This window comes from Pseudoalteromonas mucoides, assembly GCF_049257175.1.
Classification (GTDB): domain Bacteria; phylum Pseudomonadota; class Gammaproteobacteria; order Enterobacterales; family Alteromonadaceae; genus Pseudoalteromonas.
In genome coordinates, this window is record NZ_JBMMUC010000020.1 from 64,110 (window position 1) to 84,223 (window position 20,114).

15 protein-coding genes are annotated in these 20,114 nt (G+C 40.9%); 7 read left to right on the forward strand and 8 right to left on the reverse strand.

The window, feature by feature from the left end:
* Window position 1: 1 nt before the first annotated feature.
* Complete coding sequence (locus AAEU30_RS18930) at window positions 2-2,521, forward strand: glycoside hydrolase family 3 protein (protein WP_421961881.1); 2,520 nt, start codon at window positions 2-4, stop codon at window positions 2,519-2,521.
* Complete coding sequence (locus AAEU30_RS18935) at window positions 2,512-3,543, forward strand: glycoside hydrolase family 16 protein (RefSeq protein ID WP_421961882.1); 1,032 nt, start codon at window positions 2,512-2,514, stop codon at window positions 3,541-3,543. The genes AAEU30_RS18930 and AAEU30_RS18935 overlap by 10 nt, the downstream gene beginning before the upstream one ends.
* Before the next feature lie 87 nt (window positions 3,544-3,630).
* Here AAEU30_RS18935 and AAEU30_RS18940 read toward each other — a convergent pair whose 3' ends face one another.
* The 4 genes from AAEU30_RS18940 to AAEU30_RS18955 form a co-directional block, all read right to left on the reverse strand.
* A complete protein-coding gene (locus tag AAEU30_RS18940; protein WP_421961883.1) occupies window positions 3,631-4,656 on the reverse strand; it encodes a cupin-like domain-containing protein in 1,026 nt (341 codons plus the stop codon).
* Entirely contained in the window at window positions 4,656-5,381 is a 726-nt protein-coding gene (locus tag AAEU30_RS18945; RefSeq protein ID WP_421961884.1) for a SapC family protein, read from the reverse strand. Before AAEU30_RS18945 ends, AAEU30_RS18940 begins: the two co-directional genes overlap by 1 nt.
* Before the next feature lie 15 nt (window positions 5,382-5,396).
* Window positions 5,397-6,950, reverse strand: coding sequence for a tryptophan halogenase family protein (locus tag AAEU30_RS18950; protein WP_421961885.1), 1,554 nt, complete (start codon window positions 6,948-6,950; stop codon window positions 5,397-5,399).
* A 76-nt stretch (window positions 6,951-7,026) separates the two neighbouring features.
* Window positions 7,027-9,975, reverse strand: coding sequence for a TonB-dependent receptor (locus AAEU30_RS18955; protein WP_421961886.1), 2,949 nt, complete (start codon window positions 9,973-9,975; stop codon window positions 7,027-7,029).
* A gap of 387 nt (window positions 9,976-10,362) precedes the next feature.
* Here AAEU30_RS18955 and AAEU30_RS18960 point away from each other — a divergent pair, with 387 nt between their 5' ends.
* On the forward strand, window positions 10,363-10,980 hold the full coding sequence (locus tag AAEU30_RS18960) for a fumarylacetoacetate hydrolase family protein (protein WP_421961887.1): 618 nt from the start codon (window positions 10,363-10,365) through the stop codon (window positions 10,978-10,980).
* Here the strand turns inward: AAEU30_RS18960 and AAEU30_RS18965 are convergent.
* The 3 genes from AAEU30_RS18965 to AAEU30_RS18975 form a co-directional block, all read right to left on the reverse strand.
* Entirely contained in the window at window positions 10,919-11,863 is a 945-nt protein-coding gene (locus tag AAEU30_RS18965; RefSeq protein ID WP_421961888.1) for an ABC transporter substrate-binding protein, read from the reverse strand. The genes AAEU30_RS18960 and AAEU30_RS18965 overlap by 62 nt on opposite strands.
* A 107-nt stretch (window positions 11,864-11,970) precedes the next feature.
* On the reverse strand, window positions 11,971-13,023 hold the full coding sequence (locus AAEU30_RS18970; protein ID WP_421961889.1) for an aldo/keto reductase: 1,053 nt from the start codon (window positions 13,021-13,023) through the stop codon (window positions 11,971-11,973).
* Window positions 13,024-13,034: 11 nt separating this feature from the next.
* The gene (locus AAEU30_RS18975) at window positions 13,035-13,463 is read right to left on the reverse strand and encodes an acyl-CoA thioesterase (protein ID WP_087532425.1); all 429 of its coding nucleotides are present in this window, start codon (window positions 13,461-13,463) and stop codon (window positions 13,035-13,037) included.
* Between the two features lie 159 nt (window positions 13,464-13,622).
* Between AAEU30_RS18975 and AAEU30_RS18980 the strand changes: the two genes are divergently transcribed.
* The 4 genes from AAEU30_RS18980 (at window position 13,623) to AAEU30_RS18995 (ending at window position 18,358) form a co-directional block, all read left to right on the forward strand.
* Window positions 13,623-13,829 (forward strand): hypothetical protein, encoded by a 207-nt coding sequence (locus AAEU30_RS18980; protein WP_087532424.1) that lies wholly within the window; start codon window positions 13,623-13,625, stop codon window positions 13,827-13,829.
* A 64-nt stretch (window positions 13,830-13,893) separates the two neighbouring features.
* Window positions 13,894-14,946: a DNA polymerase IV gene (gene dinB / locus AAEU30_RS18985; protein WP_421961890.1), complete on the forward strand. Its 1,053-nt coding sequence runs from the start codon at window positions 13,894-13,896 to the stop codon at window positions 14,944-14,946.
* A gap of 78 nt (window positions 14,947-15,024) precedes the next feature.
* On the forward strand, window positions 15,025-16,707 hold the full coding sequence (locus tag AAEU30_RS18990; protein WP_421961891.1) for a carbon starvation CstA family protein: 1,683 nt from the start codon (window positions 15,025-15,027) through the stop codon (window positions 16,705-16,707).
* A 127-nt stretch (window positions 16,708-16,834) separates the two neighbouring features.
* Window positions 16,835-18,358 (forward strand): M17 family metallopeptidase, encoded by a 1,524-nt coding sequence (locus AAEU30_RS18995; protein WP_421961892.1) that lies wholly within the window; start codon window positions 16,835-16,837, stop codon window positions 18,356-18,358.
* Window positions 18,359-18,423: 65 nt separating this feature from the next.
* Here AAEU30_RS18995 and AAEU30_RS19000 read toward each other — a convergent pair whose 3' ends face one another.
* A complete protein-coding gene (locus AAEU30_RS19000) occupies window positions 18,424-20,061 on the reverse strand; it encodes a methyl-accepting chemotaxis protein (RefSeq protein ID WP_421961893.1) in 1,638 nt (545 codons plus the stop codon).
* Window positions 20,062-20,114: the final 53 nt, after the last annotated feature.

Below are 20,114 nucleotides of genomic sequence, written 5' to 3' on the forward strand. Positions count from 1 at the left end.
CATGACATTAAAAAAACCTTTCACACTTTCGGCACTGATGGTTTCTACAATAGCGATGAGCGGCTGCACTGGGTCAGATCATATGCAAACTAAAGAAGCGGTTGAGCAACAAATTTGGCCAATGATCACTACAGGCATAAAAGATGATGCTGACATGGAAGCTAAAATAGCCAAGTTATTATCTGAAATGACTCTTGAGCAAAAAATTGCCCAAATGATCCAACCAGAGATACGCGATATAACAGTTGAAGATATGCGTAAGTATGGCTTTGGTTCGTATTTGAACGGTGGTGGTGCTTTCCCTAACGATAATAAACATGCAACAGCCGATGATTGGATAGCACTTGCAGAGAAAATGTATCAAGCATCTGTAGATGATTCACTTGATGGCAGCCGCATTCCTACTATGTGGGGTACTGATGCTGTGCATGGTCATAACAATGTAATTGGTGCAACGTTATTCCCACATAATATTGGTTTAGGTGCAACAAATAACCCTGCGTTAATTGAGAAAATTGCCGCTGCAACTGCGCAAGAAGTGATGGTGACAGGTATTGACTGGGTATTTGCTCCTACAGTTGCTGTAGTGCGAGACGACCGTTGGGGTCGAACATACGAAGGTTACTCAGAAGATCCCCAGATAGTAAAAGATTACTCCGCAGCGATAGTAAAAGGCTTACAGGGTTCGGTAGATAAAGACTTTTTATCTGATGAGCGAGTGATCAGTACAGTTAAACACTTCTTAGGTGACGGTGGTACTCAAGGTGGTGACGATCAAGGTAATAATATTGATAGTGAAGCTGACTTGTTTAACATTCATGCTCAAGGTTATGTTGGTGGTTTAGGTGCTGGTGCGCAAACTGTGATGGCCTCTTTTAATAGTTGGAATGGTGAGAAAATTCATGGTAGTAAATACCTACTTACTGACGTACTAAAAGGTAAGATGGGTTTTGATGGATTTGTTGTTGGTGACTGGAACGGTCATGGGCAAATACCAGGTTGTACTAATGGTAATTGTGCTCAAGCGGCAAATGCCGGGCTAGATGTATATATGGTGCCAACAGACGCGTGGAAACCTTTGTATGAAAACTTAATTGCCCAAGTACATGAAGGTGCAATTGCACAGTCTCGCATTGATGATGCGGTAACACGTATTTTACGTGTAAAAATGCGCGCAGGATTATTTGAAAAACCAAGCCCTGCACAGCGTCCTCTTTCAGGTAAAACAGAAGTGATAGGGAGCGCAGAACATCGTGCTATTGCAAAACAAGCTGTGCGTGAGTCGTTGGTTTTACTTAAAAATAAAGAGCAGTTGTTACCGCTTTCACCTAAAGCAAACGTATTGGTTGCAGGTTTAGGTGCCGATAACATAGGTATGCAATCGGGCGGTTGGAGCATCACATGGCAAGGAACTGGTAACGAAAATAGTGACTTCCCTGGTGGTACATCGATTTTGGATGGTATTGAACACACTGTTAAGCAAGCGGGCGGGCAAGTTCAGTATGACTTAAATGGTGAGTTCAATACTCGTCCAGATATTGCAATTGTTGTTTTTGGTGAACAACCATACGCAGAAGGTAATGGTGATCTAGATAACCTTGAATACCAACGTGGTAATAAAACAGACTTAGCCTTATTACGTAAGTTGAAAGAGGCTGGTATCCCTGTTGTGTCATTATTTATTAGTGGCCGCCCAATGTGGGTAAATGCTGAGCTAAATGCCAGTGATGCATTCGTTGCGACCTGGTTACCAGGTACGGAAGGGGATGCAATCAGTGATGTGCTATTTACTGATGCTGATGGCTCTGTAAATCATGATTTTAAAGGTAAGTTATCATTTTCTTGGCCTAATAACCCTATTGATAACGAAAACCGAGGTGATGCAGATTATGCGCCACTACTACCTTATGGTTTTGGTTTAAGCTATAACGATAAAAACACGCTGGGTGATGATTTAGCTGAGACAAGTAATGTAACACAACAGCTTGAAGATTTAGTGTTATTTGACCGAGCAGTGAAAGCACCATGGAGCTTGGTGTTACAAAGTGGTGAGCAACAAAAAACCATGGCAAGTAGCCGTGAATCTGTTGGCGCTGTAAGTGTTAAAACTTTTGATAAAGAGGTTCAAGAAGATGCGCGAGCTATAACCTTTACTGGTGAAGAGCTTGCAGCAGTACGTTTGATGGGATCATTTCCGTCTGATTTACGCTCATACGTTGAAAAAGCAGGCCAGCTACAAATGCAAGTTAAAGTAGAACAAAGTGCAGATGCCGCGCTTTGGCTTGGTATGCAGTGTGGTGAAGGTTGCCAAGGTAAATTTGATATTGCTAAACAACTGCAAAGTACAAATCAGTGGCAAACAGTCAATATAGACTTGGCTTGCTTTACTGAGCAAGGTGTCAATTTATCGCAGGTATTTTCTCCTTGGCAGTTATCTACATCTGCATCATGGCAGGTATCAATTGCACAGCTGAGTATTACTAGTGAGCATGCAAGCGAAAACGTGATCTCATGTCAGTAAAGGCATGTGCTCTCTTAATGTTGGCAGGCGCATTAAGCGCCTGCCAACATACGCAGCAGCCGGTTGAGGCCAGTATTGGTCACGGCTGGCAGCTTGTATGGCAGGATGAGTTTAACGCAACAAATATTGATTTAAATAAATGGCAGCACGAGGTTAATTGTCGTGGCGGTGGTAACGATGAGCAACAATGTTATACCGCACGTTCAAAGAACAGTTATTTACAAGATGGTCTATTACACATAGTTGCTATAAAAGAAGATTACACAGGGCCTTTGTATAACGCTGATGAAGTAACCAGTGCCGCACAAGCTAAATTACAAGGTACGCAACCCTTTACCTCTGCACGGTTGCGAACGAAAGAACACGGTGATTGGCGCTATGGCCGCTTTGAGATTCGAGCAAAGTTACCAGCAGGGCAGGGAACATGGCCTGCAATTTGGATGTTACCCACCGATTGGGAGTATGGAACATGGGCATCATCGGGCGAAATTGACATCATGGAAGCGGTAAATTTAAAAACCGTCACTGATGATAAAAAAGCACCTAAAGGCACACTTGAAAGCCGCATTCATGGCACTTTGCATTATGGTGGCGCTGCACCTGAAAATGTTTACAGTGGTTTAGCGTATTCATTTGCAGTTGATCAAAACCCTGCTGATGTATTTCATACTTATGCTATGGAGTGGCAGCAAGATGAAATTCGTTGGTACGTTGATAATATTCATTTTGCTACTTTTAACAGTGAGCAATGGTATTCAAAATCAAAGCAAGTCGATGGAACATTTGTCGAGAATACGGGCTTTGCCCCCTTTGATAAGCGTTTTCACCTGTTACTTAATTTTGCTATTGGCGGTAATTGGCCGGCTAATGTCAATGACAAAGGGGTGGATGAAAGTGGTTTTGATAAGCAAATGCTGGTGGATTATGTTCGCGTTTTTCAATGCTCTGTTAACCCTGAAACAGGTAAAGGCTGCGCAACGGTTCAGCCTAGCGCAAAGTCGATTATAGGTATGCGCAAGTAACAAGCTTTGAGTCTTGAGCCAGTTTTTGTATCGCCGAACTCGTTACATTTACTGGCTTTTGACTCAACTTTATGATCTATTTAAGTATTAACGATTTAATTTTTGCAGCAGTAATTGGCGAACTCTACGGGCTGTTTGCTCATCTATATCTCCCAAAATCCCCTTAACATGCGGTACTATTTGGGCGTCTAACTTTTTATCTTCACTAAATACATAATGTTCAAAAAATTTTTGCCAATGGGTTTTTTGTGACTGCGGTAAGTCTTTTATTGCCAACATGCTGTGCAACATGGCATCGAATGGGTTAGCTAAGTAATCAGGCGCTTGACGCCACCAATAATTAACGAGCACGTTAAATTGGCTATGAGCACTGACGTGGTGCCACCAAAGTGCAGGGATGAATATACCGTCGCCAGGTTCAAGCTTTGCTATTTGTGCGTTATCTAGGGCATTTTTAAAACGTGGGAAACGATTGAAGTCGGGGGCCATAAAATCAACCAAGCTAATAGCTTGTCCAGCAGGGGTGAATTCTAATGGACCAATGTATAAGTTATCGACTTGCTCAGGTGAAAATAAAATAAATTCACGGCTACCAGCTCCTACACAGGCTAAGTTATCAGCATTATCGTAATGAGCTGCAATGCGACTGTGATTTCCCACCCATAAACTTGTTAAACAGTGATGACTTGTTACATTTAATGGGTTTTGAGTCGTAAATTCAGGCGCACAATAATCACTCGCAGTTGACCCCATATAATATGAATCAGGTGCTTGCGTATTTAATGTTTGCTTCAGTGTAGTGATTAACTCAACTAAATTACTCGCGTATTGAGTAAAGTTTAGGTCAGTCATATCGGTGTTATAAAAGTATCGGCCTTGCTCTTTTGCTTTTGCTGTAAAAGCGCGTACAGGCGAGTTACTGGCAATATTAGCTAAGTACTTTAGTGCGTCAGTGTCACTGCGATATGCGCTTTGAACCATCGGCCAATGTGCGCATACTCCTTTGATTACGATAGGGGTTGTTTGCTCAGCTAAAAAAGCAGGTAGATCGGAAATATTATCAATATGATATTGCTTTACTTGTTGCTGAATTTGATGAGCTAAACTTTGCATTACTGCGTTGCCCACTTTTTATTGAGTAGCGTAGGTATTTGCTCCAATGACGCAATAGCCATATAAATAGCGTGTAGATAACCACTTTGTTGAAGCGTTTTTAATTGCTCTGCATTGAGTGTATTTAACACTTGTTGGTTGAGTGTGTAAAAACCACCTACAGTAACCTTTTCACCATTTTTTTGCTGGTATTCAATCGAAAAAGCTTCTAGTAGATTATATGCTAATAGTTGTTCAAAAAAAACAGGTTGCGCTTGGTTTTCAATATGAAGAGTATTGAGCACTTGAGCTATATGATTTAAGTAATCGCTATTACCACCGTGCTCCAAAAATATAGTTTCGCCTTGCTCTTGATTAATACGAGGGCTGTCTAAGTCTAAATGAACCACTAAAGACTGCTCAGGTATCCCTTGATTATATTGTGTTTGCTGGCCTATAAGAAATGGTTGGCGTTGCATACTAAGTGGCAGATAATTCAGCATTAATTTACCATGTTCATCGAGTAGCAAGTTTTCACCATTTTCAAAACCAAATAATGCAAGGGCTTCAAATTGACCGGTATGAGGGTGTTTACGAAATACGATAGGTTGTTGTGCTTGAACTTTCACAAACTCACTGGGGAAAATTGTGCAGCAACTAATTGAGTCACCCCATTTAGCACCACGTTCAGTGATCACTTTTAAGTTTTTGTGGCTAATGTTATCAAGTAAAACGTGATTGGCCATATGGCCTCCTGCATGTTAAATCGGTTGTAAGCCAAATTTTTTAATATGATTAAGTAAATGACGGTTAGTGGGCAGTTTTGTCAATCCCTGTTTAGCCTCTTGTTGGCTATTGGTAAAATGCTCTATTACGGCTGCGGGCATTTTCATCTGAGGGAACTGCGGTAGCTGCTTCATACCATATAAAATGTATTGGTAACTCGCTGCTGAAAACACTTCTTGCGCACGGTCAAAATCATTCACCCATGGACTTTGGTATTGCCACAGAGCAAGGTTATCCATCAACGCACTCGGTATTGAGGTTGGCACTTTGTGTGCTTGCCAATATTCAGAAGTACGTTTTGATAAAATATAATGTAATTTTAAAAATTCAATAATACGTTGCCAACGATAATGAGTTTGTTGATTGAAGCGTTTTGTAAGTTGCGGCATTGCTTTTCTATTCGTTGGAAAATTAGCTAACAGGTTATTTAAGCTTAGTTCAACCATCACTAAAGCCGAGGCTTCAAGCGGCTCAATAAAGCCGGCTGACATGCCGATTGCAATACAATTCTTATACCAGAATTGCTCACGATAACCAGGAGTAAACTTAAGTTCGCGAATCGTTAATTCATTTAATACCAACTCATCTTGCGTGGTTTTTAAATAGCTAATTAACTTATCTTTAGCACCATCAGTCGATTCAAATTTACTTGAATACACCATGCCGACACCACGGCGACTTTGCAACCCAATATCCCACACCCAACCAGTATCTTGAGCTGTAGCTTTAGTATAAGACAGTATTTCTTGCTCATCATTTGCATAAGGAACCTGAACTGCAACGGCACGATCATTAAATAAAATATGATCTTGGGTTTGCAAAGGAATTTTGTAGTGCTGATCAATTAAGCGGCCGTGGTGGCCTGAGCAATCAATAAATAAATCGCCCGTTATAAGGCCATGGTCTCTGGTTTGCACTGCATTGATATAGTCATCTTCATCGTTAATTACTTCATCAACATGACTAATAATGTGCTGAACGTTGAGTTTATCAATACAATGATGCTGTAACATCAGTGCAAACTTACCAGCATCTAAGTGATAGCCGTAATTAGCAAGTGCTTGGTAGTCACTGTGTAAATGGGTTTTTGGGGCTTTATTATGATCGCAAAGATAAGTTTGGCTCGATACAGCGTGACTAAAGCTTACTGCGTTATGCTGAGCAAACCAATACGGTGCAATGTTCAGACTTTGATAGGCTACAGGTAAGCTGAATGGGTGGTAATAATGTTCATTAGAGTCGTCATTACTATCGTTATGACACCAACCATCGAAGCGTGATCCTTGTTTAAAAGATGCGTCACACTGACGGATAAACTCTGTTTCACTGATCCCTATGGTTTTTAAAGTTTGGCGCATAGTAGGCCATGTGCCTTCTCCAACACCAAGAGTTGGGACATTGGGAGATTCAATTAAAGTGACTTTTGCGTTATGAGTTAAATGTGGTTGAGCTGCAATTAAACCTGCACTTAGCCAACCAGCACTTCCGCCGCCAATAATAACAATGTGGTTTATAGTGGATGTCGCCATTAATAATTACCAAGATTAAGATATAAATATCGTAGCAAAAAAAAGCCGCATTAAGCGGCTTTTTGACAACAAAATGCTAGAAAGCGTAACGGAAGCCGATATTATATCGGGCGCCATACTGGTTAGCACGTAGTAACTGCTCAGAGTAACGAACGTATGTACGTTGTGTTTCGTCGGTTAAATTTAAACCTTCAATAAACACTGTAAATTGCTCGTTAACTGCGTAGTTTACATTCACATCCCACTGGCCATAGGCTTCAGTGAAGATGGGGGCAGAATGTTGGTCAAAACCTGTTAAAAACTCATCTCGCCAGTTATAAGAAACTCGTGCTGATAAGCCATCTAAATCATAGATAGCAGAGAAGTTAGCAGAGTCACTCAAACCAGGTAACGCAAACTGATAACCAATGGTATCACGGTCAGCTTCAACATCACCGAACACAAATGTTGCATTAGCTGCAATACCAAAACCAGAATCACCAAACATATGTTGTGAAGCTAATTCCCAACCCCATAGATTTGCTGTTTCAACATTTGTATCACGTGATACATAGAATGTAGCAAGAGGATCAGTACTATCACCTAGGATTGGTGTGCCTGCTTCATTTCCTAAGTTCGCGTTGATTTGGTCATGTATTGCTTGGTCTGTTGGTTGAATGCCTGCTTCAGCTAAGTCTGCTCGCGCTTGTTCGGCACGTTCACCAATAAACGCATCAGTAATATCACTTATCGTTTCTTCAGTCGTTACGTTGACTAAAAAGTTTTCAACTTGTTTACGGTAATAACCAGCAGATACATAGCTTCCTTGGCCGTAGTAATATTCAAGTGATAAGTCAACATTGTCAGCGGTGTAAGGCTTTAATGCAGGGTTACCTACAGTAACTTTACGTTGACCCACTTTAGGATTACCTAAAAATGATGTAGTTGAACGAAGTGCACTAACTGGAGGTCGAGCTAAACTTCTGCTGTAAGAAAAACGTGCAATAACATCTTCAACTACTTCAACGTTCATATCAAAGCTAGGTAAAAACTCTTTAGTCGTGCCTTCACCTGTAGAGAAAGAGCGTTCATCTGCATAGATATATGACCACTCACTGCCATTTACCCATTCCATATTTATAGCTGGACGCTCAAGGCTGCTTGATGAAACATCGGTTTGTTCATAACGTAGGCCTGTAGTGATATTCACAGGCATGCCATTAAATTCAGTTTCAAAGTTAGCTTGCATGTAAAATGCTAAGGTTTTTTCACTTACTCGATGATCGTCATCAATTGGGCCTGATTGAACTTGGCCATTAACATCCGCAGGCCAAGTGCATGCACCTAAGCCAGCATCAGGGTGATCACAGTCGATACTCTCTGCAATTGAGACAATTTTGTCAAAGTCAGCATCGTAGTAGTAGTTTAATAATTTGTCGCTACCACCACCTGAAAAACCATCAAGTAAACCAGTGCTGTCTACACGGGAAAATAAGCCATCATCATACCAATCAGCTGACTTAGTCCACCAACCAGCAGCTAATTGACCTGAATAAGCTGACGTTGTACGAAAATCAATTTTAGTATGTGAAACACCAAAGTTGATACTGGCTAATGCGCCGCTATCTTCATTATACCAAGTACCTTTAAGTTGATATTGGTCTAAGTCATTTGTGTTGACATCTTTATTTACACCGGCAAATAGGGTGCCCATGTCACTAGGTAAGATCTCTGCTTGACCATTAGTTAAAGTCATATCAATTAGAGGGATTTCGCCTTGGCTAAAGTCCGCCATTTTCTCATCGATATTAACTGTTGGGTTTTCACACCAGTCGCATGAGGTATTACCGATAATCATGAATGCATCTTGGCCAATGCCAACGCCTGCACTTGTAGCTGATGAGCTGTGCGCATCAAATTCTATATTTAGCGTGTCTGTTACTTGCCAATCAATATTAAAACCGAGTGATTTATTTTCGTTTTCGGTTTTACCTTGGTTTAAGTTAGTCGAGTAGTCTCCACCGACTTCAGTTACTTGTGTGTAAGTACCATTTTCATTAATTGTAGCTGCATTTACGCTACCACCATTATTAAACCATAGGCCAAAGCTGCGGCCATCTTTTTCGAACTCAAGCTTTGAGTAAGTGTAATCAACGGTAGCTGTAATATTATCTGTTGGCGCATATTGAAGAACCAATTGGCCGTTGGTACGTTTACGGCTGTTATCAGAAAATGCATAACCTGCATTTTGTGGATACCACGTTGACCCGTCAGCACGTTGATTGTTATCAGTTAGGGCAAGGTTTGGGGAAGTTGACAAATCGACATCTGGGATCCAGTTATCAACCGCCATAGATTGTTCACGGTTATCACGCTCTTGAACAGAGCCTGAAATTAAAATACCAAATTTGTCATCATTAAATGTATTGCTATAAATACCAGAAAGTTCAGGAGTTACATCACTACCAGTTTCATTTGAGGTATCCATTACTGCTTTTGCACCTATTGATGCATGCATACCTGGATTTGATAGTGGCTTTGCGGTTGTGATATTTACAGTTGCACCAATACCGCCACTAGAAGCGTCAGCGCGAGCTGTTTTATAAACTTCAACACCACTTACACTTTCTGTTGCTATATTACCAAAATCAAATGAACGTCCACCGGTTGTAGGCATTTGGCGGTCGTTGAGTGTTACTAGGTTAAACTCAGGGCCAAAACCACGGACAGTGATTTTACTACCTTCACCATTACTGCGATCAATTGATACACCAGTGATTCGTTGCAGCGACTCAGCAAGGTTAGTATCAGGGAATTTACCAATATCTTCAGAAGTAATAGCATCTACAACACCAGCTGACTGACGCTTGATGTCCATTGATTTAACCAAGCTACCGCGAATACCTGAAACTTGTATTACTTCCATTTCATTTGTTGTTGCGGGCTCTTCTTCGGCGATAGCGTTATGAGATGACAGTGCACTTAAGCCCATCGCCATTGATAGGCTAACGGCAAGCTGTTTTTTCTTAAAGAATGTGTGGTTCATGCAAATCTCCAGATTTGTTTTATCTTTTATGATTGTTGTCTTGTAAGCGCTTACATAGATGTCAAAAAAAATCGCCGAACCCGACTTTTGTTAATGTAAGCGCTTACAATAAGTTAGTAGAAAGTAAAACTCACGTCAATAGAATTTAGTTTTTGTTTTGGGTATCTCAGACTATCTTTATGTATTTATGAGAGTTATTAGTAGTAATTTTTTTACGGAAGTATACCAAAACACTAAAATATGCGCTTTAAAGCTAAATTAATGACTAATCTATGCTGTAAATAAAAGTAGTTAAATGTATGTTTTTATCTTTATATGTAAGGAAAGCATCAATGCTTTTGATATACTCAAGATCACTTTTAACTGTTTATTTCTGATTAAGTCTAAATGTTAAATAATTACCAGAATAACTCAAGCACACTACCTACTAAAATCGTATGCATAGGCCGCAATTACGTGGCACATATCAAAGAACTTGGTAACCAAGTAGCAGAGCAAATGGTTATATTTCTTAAGCCAAGCAGTGCTATAAATAATGAACTTTTAAGCGTGCACGGCGACGAAGCTTTGCATTTTGAAACTGAGATTTGTTTTAAAGTGAAGGCGGGTAATTTAGCTGAAGTTGGTGTGGGTTTAGATTTAACAAAGCGAGAGCTACAAACGCAATTAAAAAGTAAAGGCTTACCGTGGGAGCGCGCTAAAGCATTTGATGGTTCAGCTTTATTTAGCGAGTTTGTGGCGATAGAGCAAGCTGATATTGCAAAATTAGAGGTTTCACTGCGCATCAATGGCAGACTACAACAACAAGGTAATGTAGAGCTAATGCTTTATAAACCTGATGTTATTTTAGATCAAATAAATGAATTTATGACCCTAAATGATGGCGATATCATTATGACAGGCACGCCGGCAGGGGTGGGTAAAATAAGCCCTGGTGATACATTTAGTGCTCAGATCCATTTGGCTGATCACCTTCTAGTTGAGCAGAGTTGGGTCGCAAAATAGGTTGTAATATTTGTTGCTGGTAATGAATGTCAAAATCTTCGAATGTGCCTTCTAGCCATTGGCGCTGAGTGGCTTGGTATTTTTCTGAAGGTAATATACTGTTTTTAAGCCTTTCATTTATAAGTTTGAGCGCTTTTTCAGCAAAGTTATTAGGGGCTGTTGCAGAGCAACCAATAGCTCCTAGCACTATTTTTTCTTCCTGATTATCAATAGATAACACTTTCATATTATCTTGCTGAGTAAAACGGTTATAGTAATCGGCCACAAAAGGGTAATCAATCGAGTAGTCAATATAACCGTGATTTAACCTTGAAATTACCGCATAACTTTCATTATCACTGCCCCAACTTAAAGAGCCTTTTTCCTTAGCTCCAGTGTTTTTTGCAATGACATTTATTTCATTTGTAAACTGGCGAGCAGCCGTTTGACCAAAAACAAAGCTATTGTCTGTAAGCAAATTGATTAACCGCACTGGTGATCCATGTTGTTGGCTTATTGTCTTTGCGTTATTTTTTGTCGTGATAATACTAAATGGCGGGTAAACAGTTGTCGGAACAGAGTACATGGCTCTGAGTGTGCTTTTATCTCTATGGATCATACAAGGGTGACAAGCCGCGCGGCCCTCAGTGAGGTATTTTGTGATGCGTTGGTTGGGTAATTGCATACGAGAGTGTTTTATTTGTGGTAACTCTTTTATCAATTGCTTTGTTAAATAATCGCATAGTCCTCCATCCGGAGATTGCTCGTGCTTAGATAAGTGAAAAGGAGCCGTGTCACTATATAGCCATGTAATTTCATCAATATCTTTCGATAAGCTGGTGCTTGATTGTAGGGTGATAAAAGTTCCGAATATTAGTTTTAGGGTATATTGCCGTTTAATCATTTTTTGCAGGAAGTCTCCTCAGCTCTTATTATTAAAGTATAGATGGCTTTTTATATTTTTTTAAAGTAATAAATGCCCTTCAGTGAGGGCATTTATTAAAAAAGGGCTTAAAAAGGTACGGGAAATTGTTGGTAAACTTGTGCGATATCACTGATAGCCTGTTCACTCAACTGTATATTAAACGCGTCAATGTTTTCTTTTAATTGTGTCATATTAGTGGCACCAATAATGGTAGATGAAACACCATCCACTTGATTACACCAGGCTAAAGCAAGTTGCGCTGGCGTGATCCTCAATTGGTTGGCTACTTCCATATATTGGCTAATAGCTTGCATTGATGCGGGTGTATTACGAAATAAGCCATTGCGTTGTGTTAATGTCCAGCGGCTGCCTTCAGGGCGAGCTCCATTTTGGTATTTACCACTTAACATACCCCCAGCAAGAGGTGACCAAGGCAGATAGGCAATGTCTTCATGAATACATTGCTCTATAAGGTATGGCCAGTCTTTACCATGAATAAGGCTAAACTCATTCTGAATCGACACCATGCGTGGTAAATTGTGCTCTTCACTTAAACGTAAAAATTGACTAATGCCCCAAGGGGTATCATCTGATAAACCACAGTGTTTGATTTTTCCGGCTTTTACACAATCATTTAAGCCTTCTAATATATCGAGCATACTTGCAGTATGTTGCTGTGTATCGGCTTCACTAAAGCGCACATTACCAGGGAAGTGCTTGCCAAAATGCGGCGTAGTACGATTGGGCCAATGTAATTGGTATAAATCTATAACATCAGTTTGCAAGCGTTTTAGTGAGCTCTCGACTGCATCAATCACAGCTTGGCGAGTTATATCTTCACCATTTCTTACCCAAGGTAATCCGTTACCCGCAATTTTAGTAGCCAGTACTATATCATCACGCTTCTGTTTATTGCGTGATAGCCAATCACCAATAATAGCTTCTGTTTTGCCGTAGGTATCTGCTGTAGGCGGTACTGCGTACATTTCAGCAGTATCAATAAAGTTAACACCGTTTGCTAAGGCATAGGCTATTTGCTCATCAGCATCAGCTTGAGTGTTTTGCAAACCCCAAGTCATGCTTCCTAAGCAGATGCGGGAAACATCGATTCCACTTTTGCCTAACTGGCTGTATAACATGGTTATTCCTTTTAATCTTGTGAATAGGTTTTAAGGGCTGCTAAAAGAGGCTCGCTTAGGTTGGCTTTTTTACCCGTTTTGAAATTAAACATCACCACTTGAGATGAGCCAATTGTTGTAAGCGCATTTTGTTGTTGGCTAAACACGTTGTAATGCATCATGAAGCGGTCAGCTTGAATATCGCTAATGGTCACACCAACCAATACAGTGTCAGGAAAGGTGACAGGGCGCTTGTAACGTGCGTTGTTTTCACTGATCACCGGACCGATACCTGTTGTTTGTAAATCTTCGAGTAAATTTATTTGATTAAAAAAGTCGATGCGAGCCGTTTCAAAGTAACGAAAATACACCACGTTATTAACGTGTTGAAGGGCATCCATTTCACCCCAAGCGACATTTATTTTTGTGTGGATAGGGTGTTGTTCTATAAACGATTGCATATCAAAGCTCGGTTAATCTAAAGAATACTCAGGTTAGCAATAAGGCGCTGTTAGCTCAAGAAAATTAGAGTAATCATAGAAACATGCTATATTTTTAGGTTCCAGTTTACGTAAGTGACAACTTTAGTCTGATACTTTAATGATTATAAGGAGCAAATTATGAATCCGGTTGCAGCAAAAGTCATCAAATGGTTAGCCTTGCTTGTAGTGATATGTTTAGCATTTACTTGCTATGCAATGGGAAATGCCTCGGGAGCAATCGCTTTAGTTATCCTTGGTTTTGTATTTGAAGGTGCATTTTGGTTATTTGGCCACAAATTATTTAGCCGTAAAAAATCAGATAGTTCTCAATCACAAACTTCCTAACTTGCTAATCACTCAAACATAATTAATAATAGCTGTTCATATATACAGTTGTTTGGTTTTGGGAATGAAAAAGTTTATTCATATCGACATGGATTGCTTTTATGCGGCAGTAGAAATGCGTGATAACCCCTCGCTTGTGAGTGTGCCGTTAGCGATTGGTGGCAACAGCCGAAGAGGCGTGTTATCGACTGCTAACTATATTGCTAGGCAATATGGCGTACGTTCTGCAATGTCCAATTACCATGCAAAAAAACTGTGCCCTGATTTAGTTATCGTGCCTGGACGTATGCAGGTCTATAAAGAAATCTCAACACAAATTCGCGCTATTTTTAAACGTTATACCGATTTAATAGAACCCCTTTCGTTAGATGAAGCCTACCTTGATGTAACCGATAGTACGATTTGTAAAGGCAGTGCTACCTTAATGGCTGAGCAGATCAGAGCTGATATTTATAATGTCACAGGACTAACTGCTTCAGCAGGCATTGCACCGATCAAATTTATTGCCAAAATTGCTAGTGATGAGAACAAGCCCAATGGCCAATGTGTGGTGTTACCAGAGCAGGTTGATGACTTTTTGGCGCAATTGCCGTTAGGGAAAATACCCGGTGTAGGTAAAGTAACCCTTGAGAAACTCAACCTTAAAGGGCTTTATACAGGCGCAGATGTCTGTGCTAAAGGGGTTAATTGGATGCAGCAACATGTTGGTAATTTTGGTGTGTCGCTCTATCAAAAGTGTGCGGGGCTGCATATTGGCCAAGTATCAACAGAGCGAGTGCGTAAATCACTCAGTGTTGAGCATACTTATGAGTACAATAAAACCAGCTTACAAGAATGCTTAGATCAATTGCCATTACTACTTGAAGAGTTGACCCGCCGATTACAAAAACAACAATTAGAACAGCGAATAAACAAGCTCAGCGTCAAAGTTAAATTTGCTAATTTTGTGGTGACATCCGCAGATCAGTCCTATCATCAAATTGACACAGCAATTTTTGCAGAACTGTTGAGCAAAGCCTATCAGCGTGGTAACCAACAACCCGTTAGGCTTTTGGGCATTGGTATTGGCGTTAAAAACGAGCCGCAACAGCATCTTCAGTTAAGTATATTAGACTAATTATATAGTGTGATATTTAAAGCAATAACTGCTTGTAGACAACATAAAACCACACAATTAACTATAAGAGAGAACGCTATGCAATCAGTTGTAATTGTACTACTGGGTATGGTTGGAATGCTTTTTGGCTGGTTTGTTTATTCTAAATTTATCGCCGAAAAGATTTTCAAAATGGATGACAGTTTTGTCACCCCAGCCCATGAGCTTGAAGATGGAGTTGATTTTGTTCCGACCAATAAAGTAGTGCTTTGGGGGCATCACTTTACTTCTGTCGCAGGTGCTGCGCCAATCGTTGGCCCGGCAATTGCCGTTTATTGGGGCTGGGTGCCCGCAGTGTTATGGGTTGTATTTGGTACCATCTTTTTTGCTGGTGTACATGATATGGGAGCATTGTGGGCCAGTGCGCGTAACAAAGGTAAATCCATGGGGGCATTGTCTGAAACTGTGATAGGCAAGCGTACCCGAGCTTTGTTTATGATCGTCGTTTTTTTAGTGCTATTAATGGTAAATGCAGTATTTGGTGTGGTGATCGCGAAATCATTTATCAGTAGCCCGAATGCAGTTTTCCCCGCATGGGCAGCAATTGTGGTGGCTTTAGTTATTGGGCAGCTATTACGTAAAAAAGTGTCGCTTATTCCGCTGTGTTTTATTGGCGTTGGGATTTTATACTACACCATTTATTTAGGTAGCAGTATGCCAATTAGCCTACCTGATGAACTATTTGGTTTGAGTGCAAATGCTAATTGGATCATTATTTTATTTGTATATGCAGCGATAGCGTCGTTGTTACCTGTTTGGATGCTATTGCAACCCCGCGATTTTATTAATGGCATGCAATTGCTGGTGGGATTAGTGCTGTTATATGGCGCAGTGTTTGTTTCTATGCCTGACATCACAGCGCCGGCATTCAATACCCAAACTGCTATTGATACTCCTAGTATTATTCCGCTGCTATTTGTGACCATTGCCTGCGGTGCAGTATCTGGGTTTCATGGCATTGTGTCATCGGGTACCAGTTCTAAACAACTTAACAAAGAAACCGACGGTCGATTTGTTGGCTACTTAGGGGCTGTAGGTGAAGGCATGCTTGCACTTATCACGTTAGTTGCCGTTAGTGGCGTTGCACTGGCTATGTCTCCAGAAGAATGGCATGAAATATATAGCCATCTAGGAGCTGGTAGTGTTGGGGCGTTTGTAAATGGTGGCGCAAACTTAATAGAAAGTGGCTGGGGGATTTCAAATGAAATAGCCTCTACATTGCTTGCGGTGATGGTGGTGTTATTTGCTGGCACTACGATGGACTCAGGTGTGCGCTTGCAGCGCTATATTATCCAAGAATGGGGTGATATTTATAATATTAAAGTCATTAAAAATGGCATTGTTGCCACCCTGATTGCAGTGCTAAGTTGCCTGCTATTAGCCTTTGGGGCTGGTGGTGCCAGTGGTAGTGGAGGAATGATTATTTGGCCATTGTTTGGCTCAACTAATCAGATTCTCGCTAGTTTAACTTTACTGGTTATTTCAGTGATGTTGATAAAGGCTAATCGGCCAGCGAAATACACTTTAATCCCGATGAGCTTTGTATTAGTTATGGCATTTTTTGCTGGTGTTATTAAGTTAGGTGAATATTACCAACAAGGTAATTGGTTACTAGTTACACTAGATGTTGTAGTGCTTGTGATTAGTGTACTGGTGATGCTTGAAGCATGGTCTGTGATAGCGAAGCACCGACGCGAGAATAACCCGCCAAAAAGCGAATAGTAATGTGGCATTACACTGTAATGCCAAGTTGCCAGTGGTGTTTTATCTCATCGCACTGAGCTGGCAATAGGTAGTCAAATAAATGATAATAAGGTCCTGAGCTTTTTTGACAACAGGACCTTTTTTTATGGCATATCCGCATGCAGTTGCAGCCCCGCAATTAGATAACGCAAAACATGATGCGCTTATTATTATTGCAGATGACTTTTCACAGCTAGACGATCCTAATTTGAGCAAGGCAATTAACGCTCAAATGGCTGTTGATGCACGTATCGGTAAGCAAGTTACACTGCTTGTTGTCGACTCTAAACGTGTAATTTTAGCGCCTACAGGTCCGTTAAACCGTGATTATGATGACGTACGTCGTTATTTTGATGCGGCTAAATTAGCAATTAACGAAGCCAAAGCCTCGGGAAGTAAAAAACCAGCGATCTTTTTGCCGCAAGCAAGCCAAGATAGCCGTTACCAATACGCTTTAGAAGTGGCGTATTTAGGAGCTTGCCAAGCATTATGGCAGCCACTTGAAGCTCGCGAGTTTCATGGTGAGGGCATTGAACCTATCACACAAATTGCTTTATTTGGTGCCGATGAGAACACTATCAAAGCTGTTAATGCTATTGCTGCAGGGCAGTATGCAGCGCGTGACTTATGTGGTACTGAGCCTGAGCGCATGGCACCACCACGTTTTGCAGATTACTGCGTAGACTTATTTAAAGACTCTAACGTATCCGTTGAAGTGATTTCAGATATTAAGGCAATCGATAAAGATTACCCAATGATGAGTACTGTTGCGCGCGCATCATATGCGGTTGAGCGTCACCACCCACGCGTAGTCAAATTAGAGTATGTCCCGCAAGGCGATGTAAAGCGCACTTTGATGTTTGTAGGTAAAGGTCTCGTTTATGATACCGGCGGCGCTGATTTAAAAGTAGGCGGCTTTATGGCGGGTATGAGCCGTGATAAAGGCGGTGCTGCATCTGTAGCAGGCTTTATGAAGTCAGTGGCTGATTTCCAACCGACAGGTGTAAAAGTGGTCGCTTATTTAGCCGTTGTTCGTAACTCAATTGGTTCTGATTGCTTTGTGCCAGATGAAATAATTACTAGCCGTGAAGGCGTTCGTGTTCGAATTGGTAATACGGATGCGGAAGGCCGTCTAGCGATGGGTGATTTACTAAGCGAAATGAAAGATCGCGCCAAAAACGAGATTAATCCTGAGCTTTTCACCGTAGCCACCTTAACAGGTCATGCGGCTCGAGCAATGGGACCTTACAGTGCATATGTTGAAAATGGTCCTGCTCGTGCAGCTAATGTCTCTCGAAAACTAGCTGACATTGGCGATGTATGGGCTGATGGTGCTGAAGTATCGCGTAGTCGCCGTGAAGATTACGACTTTATTAAACCACGCACCTTAGCTGATGATGTGCTTTCAAGTAATAATGCAGCCTCTGCGGTTACAGCACGTGGGCACCAGTTCCCAATGGCATTCTTAGCTGTTGTAGGTGGTTTAGATAAGCATGGTTTAGATTCAGAACAGCCATTACCATATGTGCATATGGATATTGCTGGTAGTGGCGTTGAAGGCGGCGATTGGCAACATGGTAAGCCAACAGCAGCGGGCTTAAGTAGTTTATTTGCGCGCTACTGTTTGTAATATTAATGGTAAATAAAAAGCCCCGCCAATTTAATTGGCGGGGCTTTTTCTTGTTTAAGATGTGGTTAATCTAATTTGAAACGGTTTACTACATCGGTTAATTCTTGGCTACTTTGTTTTAAGTTGTCGCTCGCATCAGACAGTTGCGCAGTATTTGATAGTGATTGTTCAGTTGATTGCGACAGTTCATTAATGCGTAAATTCACTTCATCTGCGGCGCTCGACTGTTGCTCAGTGGCTCTTGCTATTTGGCCGTTCATATCCGTGATAATAGTCACTAAACGCTCTATTTCAGTGAGTGAGCTATTTGCTGCACCAGCTTGCTCTACTGTGCTACTCGAAAGCTGTTGACTTGCAGTAACTGCATCAACCGCTGCTTGCGCGCCTTTTTGTAGCTTTGCAATCATGGTTTGAATTTCATCGGTACTTTTACCTGTGCGACTAGCAAGGGTGCGAACTTCATCTGCAACAACAGCAAACCCGCGGCCTTGTTCACCGGCTCTAGCTGCCTCAATTGCAGCATTCAAAGCAAGTAAGTTCGTTTGCTCGGCAATGCCTCTGATCACGTCAAGTACTGAGCCTATATTGTTACTTTCTTGGGCTAGATCGGCAGTGACCTGACTTACGGTTTCAATATTGTGAGACAAGGTTTCAATTGCGGTGATTGTTTGGGCCACTACATGTTTACCCTCAGATGCGTTACTTGCTGCATCTACCGCAGCATGCTCAGCAGCTTCTGCGTTACGGCTTACATCATGAATTTGATGGGTCATTTGCTCCATGGCAGTTGCAACTTGAGTTGAGCTATCATTTTGCAATTCAATAAATGAATGATTGGTTTTGCTAGCATCATCTACATTATGGGCATATTGGTTTACGTCATGGGCGTTTTGCGCAACGTGCTTAAGTGATTCACGCATTTTTTTTGTGTATAAATTAAAGTAGCGAGAAAGCCGAGATACTTCATCGTTTCCATCTTCATCTAAAGTTTGCGTTAAGTCTCCTTCACCTTGTGATATATCTTTCATCATGTCGGCTGCAAGTTGGGTTGGTAGTAAAATACTGCGTGCTATTAAATAGCTTAGGCCAATTAATATGGCAATAATTACGGCTGCATTTAGAATAACTAAATTACGTAGATGAGCAAATGCTTCATCTATGGTATCTATATAAACACCTGAACCTATAATCCACTGCCATTGTGAAAATCCTTTTACATAAGCGATTTTATCAACAGGTTCATCTTTTCCTGGCTTTGGCCATTTGTAAGGGATCATGCCTTCACCTTGTTTTTTGACGATGTTAACCATATCGACAAATAATAAAGTACCGTCAGGGTCTTTATTATTACTTAACGATTTACCATTAAGTTCAGGTTTAAAAGGATGCATGACCATTGCAGGTTGGTAATCGTTTATCCAAAAATAGTTATTGTTGTCGTAACGCAGTGCACCAATCGTGCTAAGTGCTTGTTGTTTAGCTTGCTGCAGGGTTAATTCGCCATTTTGCTGTAATTCGTAAAAGTGGGTAATAATGCTATGGGCTGATTCAACCAGGTTTTTAGTTTTTGTATGTTGCTCCTCTTTTAGTGAACTATATTGCTGAGTTAATGTTGTGATGCTTAAAAAAAGTAAGCCTATCACGACAACACAAACCAATAGGGCTAAGCGCTGAAAGATGGTAAAGCGACGAAGGTACGGCATTAAGTATTCCTCTATGTGTGCTGACGTTCTGAATATCTATTAAGCGTAGTAAA

Excerpts from the sequence above, each read along its gene's own strand:
- AAEU30_RS18975 (WP_087532425.1), bottom strand. The coding sequence starts at position 13,463 with ATGCAATCGTTTATAGAACAACACCCTATCCACACAAAAATAAATGTC.
- AAEU30_RS18965 (WP_421961888.1), bottom strand. The coding sequence starts at position 11,863 with ATGATTAAACGGCAATATACCCTAAAACTAATATTCGGAACTTTTATC.
- AAEU30_RS18945 (WP_421961884.1), bottom strand. The coding sequence starts at position 5,381 with ATGGCCAATCACGTTTTACTTGATAACATTAGCCACAAAAACTTAAAA.
- AAEU30_RS18960 (WP_421961887.1), top strand. The coding sequence starts at position 10,363 with ATGTTAAATAATTACCAGAATAACTCAAGCACACTACCTACTAAAATC.
- AAEU30_RS18955 (WP_421961886.1), bottom strand. The coding sequence starts at position 9,975 with ATGAACCACACATTCTTTAAGAAAAAACAGCTTGCCGTTAGCCTATCA.
- AAEU30_RS18990 (WP_421961891.1), top strand. The coding sequence starts at position 15,025 with ATGCAATCAGTTGTAATTGTACTACTGGGTATGGTTGGAATGCTTTTT.
- AAEU30_RS19000 (WP_421961893.1), bottom strand. The coding sequence starts at position 20,061 with ATGCCGTACCTTCGTCGCTTTACCATCTTTCAGCGCTTAGCCCTATTG.
- AAEU30_RS18935 (WP_421961882.1), top strand. The coding sequence starts at position 2,512 with ATGTCAGTAAAGGCATGTGCTCTCTTAATGTTGGCAGGCGCATTAAGC.
- AAEU30_RS18995 (WP_421961892.1), top strand. The coding sequence starts at position 16,835 with ATGGCATATCCGCATGCAGTTGCAGCCCCGCAATTAGATAACGCAAAA.
- AAEU30_RS18950 (WP_421961885.1), bottom strand. The coding sequence starts at position 6,950 with ATGGCGACATCCACTATAAACCACATTGTTATTATTGGCGGCGGAAGT.
- AAEU30_RS18980 (WP_087532424.1), top strand. The coding sequence starts at position 13,623 with ATGAATCCGGTTGCAGCAAAAGTCATCAAATGGTTAGCCTTGCTTGTA.
- AAEU30_RS18930 (WP_421961881.1), top strand. The coding sequence starts at position 2 with ATGACATTAAAAAAACCTTTCACACTTTCGGCACTGATGGTTTCTACA.
- AAEU30_RS18970 (WP_421961889.1), bottom strand. The coding sequence starts at position 13,023 with ATGTTATACAGCCAGTTAGGCAAAAGTGGAATCGATGTTTCCCGCATC.
- dinB (WP_421961890.1), top strand. The coding sequence starts at position 13,894 with ATGAAAAAGTTTATTCATATCGACATGGATTGCTTTTATGCGGCAGTA.
- AAEU30_RS18940 (WP_421961883.1), bottom strand. The coding sequence starts at position 4,656 with ATGCAAAGTTTAGCTCATCAAATTCAGCAACAAGTAAAGCAATATCAT.